The sequence below is a fragment of the Microbulbifer agarilyticus genome, assembly GCF_001999945.1.
In the GTDB taxonomy this organism is placed as follows: domain Bacteria; phylum Pseudomonadota; class Gammaproteobacteria; order Pseudomonadales; family Cellvibrionaceae; genus Microbulbifer; species Microbulbifer agarilyticus_A.
In genome coordinates, this window is sequence record NZ_CP019650.1 from 1,658,761 (window position 1) to 1,673,694 (window position 14,934).

Here is a 14,934-nt window from a genome sequence, read left to right on the forward strand (position 1 = left end):
AAATTTGTAGAAGTAAGTAGAACAATTAAACGAATAATTCATTTCGAAGGAATTGATATGTATTTCAGTAAGTCTCTTCTTGCGGGGGCATTGAGCTTTCTGGTTGCACATGGCACGAGTGCTGCAATTACGGAACAGAATTGGTCTTATACCTACACCGAAGGGGGCAAGTTAGAAACAGCGGACGGTCCGCGTACCGACGTGTCCGATGTCACCTCCTATACCTACGATTCCTTTAACCGGATGACAACGAGCACCAATGCACTGGGGCATGTTGACTCTATCCTGGAATACGATGCTGCGGGTCGCCCTACGAAGTCACAGGATGCAAACGGTCTGCAGACGCACTACACCTACACCGCGCGCGGTTGGCTGGAGACGGTCACCATCAAGGCGGCAGCAGGTGATTTGGTGACCACTTACACCTATGACCCGGTCGGACAGGTAATCAATGTTGCCTTTCCCGATAGTTCTACGGTTGCGTTTGAGTACGACGCTGCGCGTCGCTTGACCGCCGTTGAGAATGCCGTGGGAGAGCGTATTGAGTACAAGCTGGATGCGGCGGGTAACGTCACCGAAGAAAAGGTCTTTGCCGCGGACGGTACAACGCTGGTGCGTTCGATTAACCGCAGTTATGACGAGCTGAGCCGCTTGATCGATGTCGATGGCAATAATGGCCAGAATACGTCGATTGCCTACGATAAAAACGGTAACCGTGTTTCTGCCACCGACGGCAACCAAAACACCACTGGTGAAGCGCGCGATGCTCTGGGGCGTGTAGAGGCGGTCACCGATGCCGCCAACAACACAGTCCAGTTTACCTACGACAGTGCCGACCGTGTCACCTCGGTGACCGATCAACGTGGTAATACCACGAATTATGAATACGACTTTGCGGGCCACCTGATCAAATTGACCAGTCCCGACACGGGTATTGCCGACTACGACTATGATGAAGCTGGTAACCTCATTACCCGTACCGATGCGCGCGGTATCGTTGCGAACTACAGTTACGATGCACTTAATCGGCTAACCGGTATTGTGTACCCCGGCAATACTAGTGAAAACGCTAGCTTTACCTATGACAGCACCGAAAATGGCAATCATGGGGTAGGGCGCCTGACGGGTTACAGTAATGATTCCGGTTCTACGGCCCTCGCTTATGACGAGCTGGGGCGCGTCACCACGCAGGCCGATACCATTGCCGGTCTGAGTTTTAATACTGGTTACAGCTACGATGCCCTTGGCCGAGTAACAGAAGTTACCTACCCGTCAGGCCGCATCGTCACATACGTCCGCGACAGCCTTGGGCGCGCCACCGCCATTACCAGTAAAGATGATGCCCAAGCGACTGCCCAGACCATCGTCAGCAATATTCAATACCAGCCCTATGGCGGCATTGCTTCCATGGAGTATGGCAATGGCATTACCCAGACCTATACCTACGACTTAGACGGCCGCTTGCAGGAAGTCACAGCAGCTGGCCTGGGTAGTGTGCGTTCAGAGTTTTATACCTATGATCTGGCGAACAATATTACCGGCATTGCCGATGTCTTGGATGCAAACAAAGACCGTGTGTTCGCGTACGATACCCTGGATCGGTTGGACGACGAGGTGTATTCCGCAGGCTCTCGAGACTACCAGTACGACAGCGTAGGCAACCGTACGCAACGTATTTGGGATAAAACGGATAGCACCACCTCCACGGCGACCTATGCCTATGAAGCAGAGTCGAATCGCATGGTTCTGCGTGGTTCAAAGGCTTGGGTAAAAGATGCGGCTGGTAATACCGTTAGTCATAACGATGATGATTACCTCTATACCTACAATCATGCCAACCGTATGAGTAGCTACACCAAGTCAGGTGTTCTAAAAGGCACATACTCCTACAATGCCTTGGGGCAGCGTGTACGTACCGACAAAAGCTCTGATGTTCTGCTGCACTACAATCTGAGTGGACAGTATCTCTCCGAGACAACCTTGCGCAGCGATGGCGTGAGCCTGTCCAACCAGGTGGATTACATCTATCTGGACGGCGAACCGGTTGCGCACATCAAGACGACATACAAGTCGAGTGGTGCGGTGAACAAGAAGTTCCTGACTTACCTGCATACCGACCATCTATATACCCCGCGTGTAGGCACCAATGATGCGCAAGCGATCGTGTGGCGCTGGGACAGTGATGCGTTTGGCAATACCAATCCTTTAGCAGATGTGGATGGTGATGGTGTAAACGTTACGGTGAACCTGCGTTTCCCTGGGCAGATCAAGGGTGGTGAAGCGCCGTTCTATTACAACTATTTCCGGGATTATGACCCGAGCACTGGGCGGTATTTGCAGAGTGATCCTACTGGGTTGGACGGTGGTATAAACACATATTTATATGTACTAGCAAACCCAATGAATTTATATGATCCTGATGGGCTTAAGCCTCAGCGCAATCCTGGTAACCCGAATTCTCGAATTGCGCGTAATAATGCGCGATTGAAGGCTCAGCAGCAGTCTTTAAGAGATCGGCTAAGAAATCTTCAGAATAAAGCGAAAAAGAATAAAGTAGTTGTAGAAGGAATCGCTGAGATTCTTGAGCAGCTGAAGGAGTTGGAAAAAAACCTGCATAAAAATTATCCAATGACTTGTGAAAAGCGTGTGTGTCCGTGGGATTCAAGCGGTGTAGAGCAGTATTGCGGTGCGCCGGGCCAAAATCAAAGTATGTCACCAATGGCAACAGTCGAGAATGGCTGCGTGTGTGTGTCATATAAGCCTGCGTGGTAAACACCGTTGCGGAGAGGTGGAGGAAATTATGAAGTTGTTAGCTGATTTCGATTCGATTGAAGAGGCGATGAATTTGTGTAACTACCTTCTCGATCATGGTGTCGCTGCTACGGTTTCGGGGGTGAATGCGTTTCAGCATCGAGTCTTATCCGGATCGACTCGGGTTGGTGTTTGGGTTGTATATGAAGAGCAGTTCAATGATGCCTGTCAATTAAAAAAAGATTCTAATCATGTTGTTTCGAAGAAAATTTCTGAGCAATTGCTAAATGAATTTAAAGAGCAGTTGGATAGTGGTGGAATAGACTCTGAACTTGGCAATAAGATCTTCTTTGCCTTGTTCGTCATATTTTCTGTTCTCACTATTTTTGTTGTCGGCGCAATTCTATTGTTCAGGATTATACTAATAGAGTGAATGTTTTTTCTTATGTAAATATTCTCGGACTATTTTTGTGTTGGATTAAAGATAGAGTCGATATCGTTAAATGGAGATGTTTGTTTGTAGGATTTCATGTTTTTTATTTTAGGGTGTTCTGACTGAACTATGTGTCGGAGCCTCTCTATTTTTCTAGTGATGGATACGCTGATGCTCGCATGTAAATTTCTACAGGCAAATTTCTCATAAATAAACTGATTTTCAATATTTTGGAGCGGTTTGTGCTGGAATATTTAGGTGTGCGGTCTTGTGATGATCTCTATAGTTTGATTGATAGCTTCGACTAGTCGGTGGGCAGTCTTTGGTAAATACAGTTTTTTTAGAAATCTTGAGTATAATTTATATTCGAGTTGAGGTTGTCCGGTGAGCTCCGCAAATAAATTGCCAATCTGCAAGCTAAGTGCCCCTATCTTACTTGTTATGATATCAATAGTAGAAGGTGCGTATGCCCAGACTATTGTCGAAAAAGGGTTGTATGTATTAGATGGGGCTTATGAGGCTTGTAAGTCCGAGGCCGGGCATTGGGCATACTGCAGCAACAATTCGTGTGAGAGCAAAATTCGCGGATCTGGATCACGCTGTTATTACTCTGGCTGTGTAGATTCAGCCGGAAATTCAATGAATAGCGGCGGGCCGATTATCAATCCGAACGAGCCTTCATTGTGCTCGACGATAGAGGCATTTATTCGACTACCGAGTTGTCCTGATGGGTATGTGCTAGATCTTGAAAAAAACATGTGTGTGATAAGTCCGGCATGTCAGCCTCCAACTAAATATGATGCGAATTCTGGTGCTTGCATAAAAGAATGTCCTGTCGAAAAGCCCTGGTCTGAAGATGCTCGCGATTGTGTAGAGGGGCCTGAGCCTCAAAGCTGTGCGCACAAAGCATTCAATCCAATCAATTTCCTCTCTGGCCACAAGCTTCAGAATGAGTTGATGTTCGAGGCCAATGGGGATTTCCCGCTGACATTCTCCTGGCACTACAACAGCTTCGGAAATCATCTGAAGTCGGGAGCGGGTTACAGCGTGGGTTCACGGACTGTGGCTGATGGCACCTCCGAGAAGCTTGGAGAAACCGTTGTGCATACCGAGCAACCATTGGCTGAAAGTGCTACTCCGATCAGTCTGCCGCTAAGTAGTGACCCTACGCAAACCTATATTGGTGGTGCCACTAATAACTGGCGACACAACCACAGTTACTTTCTGGGGCATTACGTACTAGTGGACGAGGTGACGGAGCGGCTGATCAGCTATCGCCCTGACGGAAGTGATCTGCATTTTGTTGCTGATGACGGAAATTTTGTCGGCCAGGGCAATAGGCAGTGGCAAGTGACCAAAGATCTCGATGGGAGCCAAGAACACACCGGTTGGACATTGAAAGTCGGTGGTCGCATCGAGCGATATGATACGGCCGGTCGTATCCTGCGTATCGAAAATGAGCAGGGGCAGGGCATCACTTATACCTATGATGCTAATGGTGTTCAGCAGGAATCGATTGCAGATGACAACGGCAACAGTATCACACTTGGCTATGCCGAAGGTCAGTTGAGCCAGATTACCCGTAACGATGGTTCTGTTTATCAATTTAGTTACAACGCCAACGGATTGCTAGGAGGCATTACCTTCCCGGGTGCCAATACACCACAGCGCCAGTTCCGTTATGAAGACACCCGCTTCCCACGCGCACTGACAGGTGTTACTGATGAGGCGAGCAATGTATACAGTACTTTTGCCTATGACGACGAGGGGCGGGCGGTCAGCTCCACGCATAGTGATGGTGCCAACTCTGGCCAAGTGGAATACCTCAGTGATACCACCCGTCGCCTGACCAATGCACTGGGCAAGCAAACTACCTATACCTTTGCTGAAGTCGATGGCAGTAAGCGCATTGTCTCAGTTCAAGGCGAAGCATCCGCGAACTGTGCCGCGGCCAACATGGCCTACACCTACGATGACAATGGCTTTATCGCCAGTGAAGCCGACTGGGAAGGTAATGTTACTGCTTATAGTCGCGATAGCCTTGGTCGTGAACTAAGCCGCACAGAAGCCTACGGGACACCAGATGCTCGCACTATCACCACGGAATGGCATGTGACGTTGAGTGTCCCGGTGAAAATTATTGCTCCTGAGAAAGTTATTGAAAACGTTTATGACGCTAGTGGGCGCCTAATGGAACGGAAAATTATCCCTGTATCGAATTGATCGAGTTTTGGTTGTAGTTGGTCTTTAATGATTTTGTGTCTTTTTTGTTCTAATAAATATGCTCGGGAATGATAATAAGTGCTTAAAGTGATTACGTGTGTGCTGATATTGCTATCAGTGTCAGAATCAGTCTATTCGCAAGAGCTTGTGAAGGCTAAACCAAAGGCGTGGTGTACCGGTCATTCAGCCCACGGGACTTATAGGTGGGAGTGTAATGATAGCCCAGAGTATTTTGGGGATTTGATTTGCGAGTCTCTTTCGACACCGAATAGATCTTCATCATTTTTGGAATTTAGCAATAAGTATTTTGATTACCCTGAAGAGAAGTGGACCATTCGATGTTTGAGGGATGATGGAAGCTATAATCACCCAACTTCAGTGAGGCGAAAGTTTTATTGTTCATCAGGTGGTGCGAAGGTTAGGGTTGGCGATCATGTAATGTGTGCTCAAGGTGTTCGAGAAAACCCCGGTTGTAGTTGCGAAACTGCATGCACTGAAAATCCCATTATTCTGTTAACGGGTGGTAAATATAAGAATGTTAAGGATTATCGAGCAGGTAGGTTAGGTGTTGAGAGAACTTACTACTTTGATTCAAAGGGGGCTGGAGGTTGGGTCTTTGGTGTTAATAGTGAGCGGCTAGAAATTGTCTCAGATGATATCGCGTCCGACCCGAAAGGGTTTATCTACTATGATCAAAGAGGAGTCGGAATTTCTTTTCATAGGAATGGTGAAGGGTCTGAATTTTTGTCATATGAAAGGCCTTTCGACAAGATAGTTCAAATTGTTGGTGGGTATGCTTTGCTCTCAAGTGGAGATAAGTTCTCAAAGTTTGATTATCATGGAAATATTGAGCAGAGAAGCTATGGGTATGGGGATGTTGTCGAAATAGAAGTTAAATATAACTCGGATGATGATAATCTTGAATTTCTTGAGAGATTTTCAAAAGATGGTCATCGTGAAAAATATTTCTTTGACGATCGTGGTAGGGTGAATCAGATTGAAGTGCTCGGTGGTCCGACGCTGACATATGAATACACGACGTCCAGTTCAAATTTGGTGAGCTATGTATTTTCAGATGACGAGCCAATTTTTGAATATAGATATGAGAATTCTAAGTACCCCACAGCACTTACTGAGATAAGAGATGGAGGCGGTATTTTGCTGGAAAGCTATACGTACAACTCAGCCGGATTAGTGGTGTCAAGCGAGCTTGCAGGCGGCGCGGAGCGTGTTGAAGTGGATTATTCTATTGTAGGAGGTTATGTTGATTCAGCAACAATTAGAAATGCACTTGGTAGAACTTCTACATATAAGTTTGATGCGGTTGGTGTGAATAATTCGTCGGTGATAGTGAAAGTTAGTGGTCATGAATCGGCGAACTGTGCAGCCGCCAATATGGCCTACAGCTACGATGCCAATGGCTTTATCGCCAGTGAAACCGACTGGGAAGGTAATGTTACTGCTTATAGTCGCGATAGCTTGGGGCGCGAATTAAGCCGCACTGAAGCTTACGGCACACCAGAAGCTCGGACTATCACCACGGAATGGCATGTGACGTTGAACGTGCCGGTGAAGGTTACTTCTCCTGAGCAAATCATAGAAAACACTTATGACGCTGGTGGGCGCCTGCTCGATCGCAAGGTGACGCCTGTCTCTCTGTAATGACTCATTAACTTATATTGGCCAGAATTTTTGGGGCTGGCCTAAAGAATTAAAAAATAATCAACAAGGACTTTAAGCATGCGGTTAACTAAATCGGCTCTTGCGGGGGCGTTGAGTTTACTGGTTGCACATGGCACGAGTGCTGCAACTTCGGAACAGAATTGATTTTATACCTACAGGCAAAGTGGTTTGTAGGAGGTGGCGAATGATTGAGGTGACAGGCAGGCCATCTAAAGTTATTTTTAGTGTTGGTGAGGTTAAGTTTAGTGTGAGTGATTTTAATTCTTGTTCTTCGGTTTTTAGCTGGTGGGCAAAGTAGTATTCAGGGTGTTCCATGTTCTCTTTGTAAAATTGAAGCCTGGTAGGCTGTAATGTAAAAATACATTTCTGTATATATTTTATAGGTTATTTATTTTCTCTAATTGTATCCATGTTTTTCGTGTGATTATTGATTATATTTCCCTGAAAAGATTTATACGTTTTTGATGTTTCAGGTGTGTGAACCTAAAGCATGTATATTTGATGAGTAATTATGTTTCGGATATTTTTGGCTTTGACCTACTTTCTTTCCCATTCAGCCGTATCTGATGGGGTTTGCGAAGAGTTTTATATTGGGATTTTCGAGGATAAAGCTGGGGCGTGCGCAGCTGTTAATGCTGCCTCTGATCATCCTGTTTACAATGGCGATCCTGACAGTTGCCTACAGTATGGGGCAGAGATTAATTCAGAGACTGGCTTGCGCTCGGTTGATCTATATAGATCGTATTACTCTTCAAATGGTATTCCTAGAGCGAGTGAATTTGCTACCTGTTCGACTAAATTGAATGCTACCCCTGATGATGCGTATGGTTATTCATGGACAGCTCACTTTTATGATAGTGGTCTATGTCCCGAGGGTACTACTGCGTCATCAGATTTTGGTGGAGCCTGTGAGTGTGTCGGAAGTGCTTCGTACGTACCTGAAACAATGTCGTGCGAAGAGTCAGTAGTTCCCAAATGTGAAGCCCCAACTTCGTACAATGTTGATACTGGTCTCTGTGAGAATGAATGTCCAGCTGACAAACCTTGGTCCGAGTCTGCTCGCGACTGTGTGAGTGATCCTGAGCCTCAAAGTTGTGCACACAAAGCATTCAATCCGATCAATTTTCTCTCCGGACATAAGCTCCAAACAGAAGTGGTGTTTTCTGCGAATGGCGATTTCCCGCTGACTTTTTCCTGGCACTACAACAGCTTCGGAAACCACCAGAAGACGGGTGCAGGCTACAGTGTGGGTTCACGAGCTGGGGCCGATGGCACCTCCGAGACACTCGGGGAAACCGTTGTGCATACCGAGCAACCATTGGCTGCTGGTGCTACTCCGATCAGCCTGCCGTTAGATAGCGATCCTGCGCAAATCTATATTGGCGGCGCTACAAATAACTGGCGACACAACCACAGTTACTTTCTGGGACATTGCGTACTGGCTGATGATGTGACGGAGCGATTGATCAGCTATCGCCCCGATGGAAGTGATGTGCACTTTGTTGCGGTTGACGGAAATTTCGTTGGTCAGGGCAATAGGCAGTGGCAAGTGACCAAAGATCTCGATGGGAGCCAACAGCACACCGGTTGGACGCTGAAAGTCGATAGCCGTATCGAGCGATATGATACGGCTGGTCGTATCCTGCGTATCGAAAATGAACGGGGGCAGGGCATCACTTATACCTATGATGCTAATGGTGTTCAGCAGGAATCGATTGCAGATGACACCGGCAACAGTATCACGCTCGGGTATACCGAAGGTCGCTTGAGCCAGATTACCCGTAACGATGGTTCTGTTTATCAATTTAGTTACAGCGCCAGCGGCTTGCTGCAAGGTATTACCTTCCCAGGTACCACTACACCACAGCGTCAGTTCCGTTATGAAGACACCCGCTTCCCACGCGCACTGACTGGTGTTACTGATGAAGCGAGCAATGTATACAGCACTTTTGCCTATGACGACGAGGGGCGGGCGGTCAGCTCCACGCATAGTGATGGTGCAAACTCTGGCCAAGTGGAATACCTCAGTGATAACACCCGTCGCCTGACAAATGCGCTGGGCAAGCAAACTACCTATACCTTTGCTGAAGTCGACGGCAGCAAGCGTATTGTCTCAGTCCAAGGTGAAGCATCTGCGAATTGTGCCGCTGCCAACATGGCCTACACCTACGATGCCAATGGTTTTATCGCCAGTGAAACCGACTGGGAAGGTAATGTTACTGCGTATAGTCGCGATAGCTTGGGGCGCGAACTAAGCCGCACAGAAGCCTATGGCACACCAGAAGCTCGCACTATTACCACGGAATGGCATGCCACGTTGAGCGTGCCGATGAAGGTTACTTCTCCTGAGCAAATTCTAGAAAACTCCTATGACGCTGGTGGGCGCCTGCTCGATCGCAAGGTGACGCCTGTTTCTCAGTAATAAAGCATTAACTTGTATTGGCCAGAATTTTTTGGGATGCCCTAAATATAAATAATTTTAACGAAAAGAGATATGTATGTTTTTTCGGTTTTTTAGAAAAGTTGTTTGTGTATCTATCTATGCGTTTTCAGTTGCTGCATTTGCCGATGGTGCGAATGGTCTTCCTCCGGGTAATGGTTGGATTTATTTGTGGCATACATGGGGGAACTTAGAGGCGGCACAGGGTGCATGCGATGGTGCTAGAGCGAATGGAAAGCTTTGTTACATTCGGATTACTGATGTGTATGAGGTATGGGAGCATCACGGCAATCCATGTGGTGAGGGAGAGTACTGGAACACGGATACTGAATGGTGGATGCATCAATGCACTCCTTATCCGCCGGAGGAGCCTCAATGTCAAAGCCCTATGGCTTACAATGCTGACTCAGAAAGTTGTGAAATACAGTGTGCGGTGGGAAAGGATTGGAACTCTGTGGTGCGTGCTTGTACTGAATTGCCGGAGCCGCAAAGCTGTAAGAACTTTGTTGGTAACCCGATTAATTTCTTCAGTGGTCATAAGTATCAAAAGGAGAAAGTTTTTGAGGCTATTGGTGAATTTCCTCTGGCGTTTTTCTGGCTTTATAACAGTTTTGGTAATCAAAAGAAAAGTGGAGCAGGGTATAGTGTTGATGAGAATTCAACGATTGAAGTTGTAACTTTCTCCGAGTCTCCACTTTCAAGTGGTGACCAACCTATCTCCTTGCCATTAGATGCGGATCCCTCGTTAACCTACCTTGGTGGTGCGTCTAATCACTGGCGACACAATCATAGCTATTTTCTTGCTAGTTACTCTGTTCCTGGCGGAATGACAGAGCGTCTAATTGCGTATCGCCCTAATGGAAGTGATGTACATTTTAATAATGAAAGTGGAGCTTTTATCGCAGAGGCTAACCGTGATTGGAGGGTGGAGAAGGATCTGGGTGCGGGAGAGCAACATGTTGGGTGGTCGTTAAAGGTTGATGGTCGAACTGAAAAGTATGATATTGAAGGGCGCATTTTGCGCTTGGAGAATGATCTGGGTCAGGGTATTACTTATTCTTATGATGAAGCGGGAGTCTATCAAGAGTCTATTTCAGACGATAATGGCAACAGCATTTTGCTCGAATATGTTGGTGATAAATTATCAAAAATTACCCGTAATGACGGATTGATGTATCAATTTTCTTATGCGGACAGTGGGTTATTGCAGTCGATAGAATACCCTGGTGAGGGTGGCTCTATTCGCCTTTATCGTTATGAGGATAGCCGCTTTCCCAATGCATTAACGGGTATTACCGATGAGGCGGGAAATATATATAGTACGTATGATTACGATGCTCAGGGCCGGGCTATTCGTACGGAGTACAGTGATGGTGCAGAATCGATTGATGTTGAATATGTCGATGACAATACCCGTCGCCTGACTAATGCACTGGGCAAGCAAACTACCTATACCTTTGCTGAAGTTGATGGCAGCAAGCGCATTGTCTCAGTCCAAGGTGAAGCATCCGCGAACTGTGCAGCTGCCAACATGGCCTACACCTACGATGCCAATGGCTTTGTCGCCAGTGAAACCGACTGGGAAGGTAATGTTACTGCTTATAGTCGCGATAGCTTGGGGCGCGAATTAAGCCGCACAGAAGCCTACGGCACACCAGAAGCTCGCACTATTACCACAGAATGGCATGCCACGTTGAGCGTGCCGTTGAAGGTTACTTCTCCCGAGCAAATTATAGAAAACACTTATGACACTGGCGGACGGTTGCTCGATCGCAAGGTGACGCCTGTCTCTCTGTAATGACTCATTAACTTATATTGGCCAGAACTTTTGGGGCTGGCCTAAAGAATTAAAAAATAATCAATAAGGACTTTAAGCATGCGGTTAACTAAATCGGCTCTTGCCGGGGTGTTGAGTTTACTGGTTGCACATGGCACGAGTGCTGCAATTACGGAACAGAATTGGTCTTATACCTACACAGAAGGGGGTAAATTAGAAACAGCGGACGGTCCGCGTACCGACGTGTCCGATGTCACCTCCTATACCTACGATTCCTTTAACCGGATGACAACGAGCACCAATGCACTGGGGCATGTTGACTCTATCCTGGAATACGATGCTGCGGGTCGCCCTACGAAGTCACAGGATGCAAACGGTCTGCAGACGCACTACACCTACACCGCGCGCGGTTGGCTGGAGACGGTCACCATCAAGGCGGCAGCAGGTGATTTGGTGACCACTTACACCTATGACCCGGTCGGACAGGTAATCAATGTTGCCTTTCCCGATAGTTCTACGGTTGCGTTTGAGTACGACGCTGCGCGTCGCTTGACCGCCGTTGAGAATGCCGTGGGAGAGCGTATTGAGTACACGCTGGATGCGGCGGGTAACGTCACCGAAGAAAAGGTCTTTGCCGCGGACGGTACAACGCTGGTGCGTTCGATTAACCGCAGTTATGACGAGCTGAGCCGCTTGATCGATGTCGATGGCAATAATGGCCAGAATACGTCGATTGCCTACGATAAAAACGGTAACCGTGTTTCTGCCACCGACGGCAACCAAAACACCACTGGTGAAGCGCGCGATGCTCTGGGGCGTGTAGAGGCGGTCACCGATGCCGCCAACAACACAGTCCAGTTTACCTACGACAGTGCCGACCGTGTCACCTCGGTGACCGATCAACGTGGTAATACCACGAATTATGAATACGACTTTGCGGGCCACCTGATCAAATTGACCAGTCCCGACACGGGTATTGCCGACTACGACTATGATGAAGCTGGTAACCTCATTACCCGTACCGATGCGCGCGGTATCGTTGCGAACTACAGTTACGATGCACTTAATCGGCTAACCGGTATTGTGTACCCCGGCAATACTAGCGAAAACGCCAGCTTTACCTATGACAGCACCGAAAATGGCAATCATGGGGTAGGGCGCCTGACGGGTTACAGTAATGATTCCGGTTCTACGGCCCTCGCTTATGACGAGCTGGGGCGCGTCACCACGCAGGCCGATACCATTGCCGGTCTGAGTTTTAATACTGGTTACAGCTACGATGCCCTTGGCCGAGTAACAGAAGTTACCTACCCGTCAGGCCGCATCGTCACATACGTCCGCGACAGCCTTGGGCGCACCACCGCCATTACCAGTAAAGATGATGCCCAAGCGACTGCCCAGACCATCGTCAGCAATATTCAATACCAGCCCTATGGCGGCATTGCTTCCATGGAGTATGGCAATGGCATTACCCAGACCTATACCTACGACTTAGACGGCCGCTTGCAGGAAGTCACAGCAGCTGGCCTGGGTAGTGTGCGTTCAGAGTTTTATACCTATGATCTGGCGAACAATATTACCGGCATTGCCGATGTCTTGGATGCAAACAAAGACCGTGTGTTCGCGTACGATACCCTGGATCGGTTGGACGACGAGGTGTATTCCGCAGGCTCTCGAGACTACCAGTACGACAGCGTAGGCAACCGTACGCAACGTATTTGGGATAAAACGGATAGCACCACCTCCACGGCGACCTATGCCTATGAAGCAGAGTCGAATCGCATGGTTCTGCGTGGTTCAAAGGCTTGGGTAAAAGATGCGGCTGGTAATACCGTTAGTCATAACGATGATGATTACCTCTATACCTACAATCATGCCAACCGTATGAGTAGCTACACCAAGTCAGGTGTTCTAAAAGGCACATACTCCTACAATGCCTTGGGGCAGCGTGTACGTACCGACAAAAGCTCTGATGTTCTGCTGCACTACAATCTGAGTGGACAGTATCTCTCCGAGACAACCTTGCGCAGCGATGGCGTGAGCCTGTCCAACCAGGTGGATTACATCTATCTGGACGGCGAACCGGTTGCGCACATCAAGACGACATACAAGTCGAGTGGTGCGGTGAACAAGAAGTTCCTGACTTACCTGCATACCGACCATCTATATACCCCGCGTGTAGGCACCAATGATGCGCAAGCGATCGTGTGGCGCTGGGACAGTGATGCGTTTGGCAATACCAATCCTTTAGCAGATGTGGATGGTGATGGTGTAAACGTTACGGTGAACCTGCGTTTCCCTGGGCAGATCAAGGGTGGCGAGGCACCGTTCTATTACAACTATTTCCGGGATTACGATCCGGGTACCGGGCGCTATTTGCAAAGTGATCGTCTGGGTTTGATAGATGGGCCCAATACGTTTTCATATGTGAAGGCGAATCCAGTAAATATGATTGACCCCTCGGGAGAGCAGGCAGTATCCGCAAGTTTTGGTTTTTTGGAGGGGCAAATGGCGAAAGATTTAAATCTATCGAAGTCAGCATTTAGGAGGCCGGCAGCGAGTCCATTATCTTGTGCGCAAGCGTGTAACCTTAACGCAGCTAAAGAGTGGGGTTATGGATTGGGTTTGGGTGCGTTATATACCTATGTGGGGGGGCCGCCTGGGTATGCATATGCTGCTGGATCGTTGGGTTTGGTGGGGACAACAGCGGGATATGCTGCTTGTATGGAGGAGTGTAATAAAGAAGTGTGCGAAAAGTAGGTAATACTAGGCTGTCGAAAAGGTGGACTCTGTGGGTCTTAAGAATGTTTTCACTGCTGTTGCAGTTGTCTCTTTTTCTGTTTTTTTTAGCATGGGTGCTTGGGGGGGGAATGTATTTTCATTCTTATCTGAAGAGGCGCAGCGATATCTTCAGTTGTTTTGTATTTTGGTGGGTGGGGGAGCGCTCGTCCTTCGGTCTAGTGTCTGCGCCAAAAAAAATGATGTTGTAGTAATAAACGGACGAAATTATTTGCGCAGCGTTATTCGCAATCTTAAGCAGAACTCTGTTGCATTTGAAATTATTGAAACGGTAATTTCAGAGGGTGAATTTACGCCAAAGGCGGGTAAGGTTTTTTATACTTTGGTCGATGATGGTGGGCTTAAATGGGTGGTGGTTCTTGATGCGGAAGGTTGTGTGATTGATGTGGTTGTTTAGATGCAAGCTTGTTGTTGTGCGTCGATCAGGTCTTTCTGTGTGATTCTGAGGTTTTTGTGAGTCGGCTCGGGCTGTGTCCTTTTACTAGTCTTGGGTAGCGCGCTTCGAGTCTGCTCATTAGTTCCCTTTCTAAGTTACTGCTTTTGTTCCGTTTTAGGTTTGTCGTCAAAAGGGGCGCCCTATGCTTGTTTCGGTCTGTTAGTTTGAGTTGCCAGTCGCCTCTTTTCGGCTTTGCTGTTCTCTAGGGTTGGGGGGCAAATTTTTAGCACATACAAAAAAGGCCCACACTTTCGTGTGAGCCTTTTTTGTATATGGCGGACCGGACGGGACTCGAACCCGCGACCTCCGGCGTGACAGGCCGGCATTCTAACCAACTGAACTACCGGTCCGCATTCCTGACATTCCTTTGTCAAATCTGCCTGGCAGACCTA

Annotated in this window: 8 protein-coding genes and 1 tRNA gene; 8 read left to right on the forward strand and 1 reads right to left on the reverse strand. The window is 47.8% G+C overall.

What is annotated here, in order from left to right; genetic code table 11:
* Positions 1-57 precede the first annotated feature (57 nt).
* The 8 genes from Mag101_RS06580 (at position 58) to Mag101_RS17805 (ending at position 14,503) form a co-directional block, all read left to right on the forward strand.
* Complete coding sequence (locus Mag101_RS06580) at positions 58-2,772, forward strand: RHS repeat-associated core domain-containing protein (protein ID WP_077402458.1); 2,715 nt, start codon at positions 58-60, stop codon at positions 2,770-2,772.
* A gap of 28 nt (positions 2,773-2,800) precedes the next feature.
* A complete protein-coding gene (locus Mag101_RS06585; protein ID WP_077402461.1) occupies positions 2,801-3,184 on the forward strand; it encodes a hypothetical protein in 384 nt (127 codons plus the stop codon).
* Between the two features lie 957 nt (positions 3,185-4,141).
* A complete protein-coding gene (locus tag Mag101_RS06590) occupies positions 4,142-5,407 on the forward strand; it encodes an RHS repeat protein (RefSeq protein WP_198040118.1) in 1,266 nt (421 codons plus the stop codon).
* Positions 5,408-5,485: 78 nt separating this feature from the next.
* Positions 5,486-7,069 (forward strand): hypothetical protein, encoded by a 1,584-nt coding sequence (locus tag Mag101_RS06595; protein WP_157520228.1) that lies wholly within the window; start codon positions 5,486-5,488, stop codon positions 7,067-7,069.
* Positions 7,070-8,159: 1,090 nt separating this feature from the next.
* A complete protein-coding gene (locus Mag101_RS06605; RefSeq protein WP_232325168.1) occupies positions 8,160-9,512 on the forward strand; it encodes a DUF6531 domain-containing protein in 1,353 nt (450 codons plus the stop codon).
* Between the two features lie 76 nt (positions 9,513-9,588).
* Positions 9,589-11,328, forward strand: coding sequence for a hypothetical protein (locus Mag101_RS17800; RefSeq protein ID WP_157520234.1), 1,740 nt, complete (start codon positions 9,589-9,591; stop codon positions 11,326-11,328).
* 78 nt (positions 11,329-11,406) lie between these two features.
* The gene (locus Mag101_RS06620; RefSeq protein WP_077402482.1) at positions 11,407-14,067 is read left to right on the forward strand and encodes an RHS repeat-associated core domain-containing protein; all 2,661 of its coding nucleotides are present in this window, start codon (positions 11,407-11,409) and stop codon (positions 14,065-14,067) included.
* A 31-nt stretch (positions 14,068-14,098) separates the two neighbouring features.
* Positions 14,099-14,503 carry a hypothetical protein gene (locus tag Mag101_RS17805; RefSeq protein WP_157520237.1) on the forward strand — a complete coding sequence of 135 codons (405 nt, stop codon included), beginning with the start codon at positions 14,099-14,101 and terminating at the stop codon, positions 14,501-14,503.
* 312 nt (positions 14,504-14,815) lie between these two features.
* Here the strand turns inward: Mag101_RS17805 and Mag101_RS06630 are convergent.
* Positions 14,816-14,892 (reverse strand) — tRNA-Asp (locus tag Mag101_RS06630).
* Positions 14,893-14,934 lie beyond the last annotated feature (42 nt).

Bases quoted from the DNA above. Each gene is read 5' to 3' on its own strand.
- Mag101_RS17800 (WP_157520234.1), top strand. From the start codon at position 9,589: ATGTTTTTTCGGTTTTTTAGAAAAGTTGTTTGTGTATCTATCTATGCG.
- Mag101_RS06580 (WP_077402458.1), top strand. From the start codon at position 58: ATGTATTTCAGTAAGTCTCTTCTTGCGGGGGCATTGAGCTTTCTGGTT.
- Mag101_RS06590 (WP_198040118.1), top strand. From the start codon at position 4,142: ATGTTCGAGGCCAATGGGGATTTCCCGCTGACATTCTCCTGGCACTAC.
- Mag101_RS06585 (WP_077402461.1), top strand. From the start codon at position 2,801: ATGAAGTTGTTAGCTGATTTCGATTCGATTGAAGAGGCGATGAATTTG.
- Mag101_RS06620 (WP_077402482.1), top strand. From the start codon at position 11,407: ATGCGGTTAACTAAATCGGCTCTTGCCGGGGTGTTGAGTTTACTGGTT.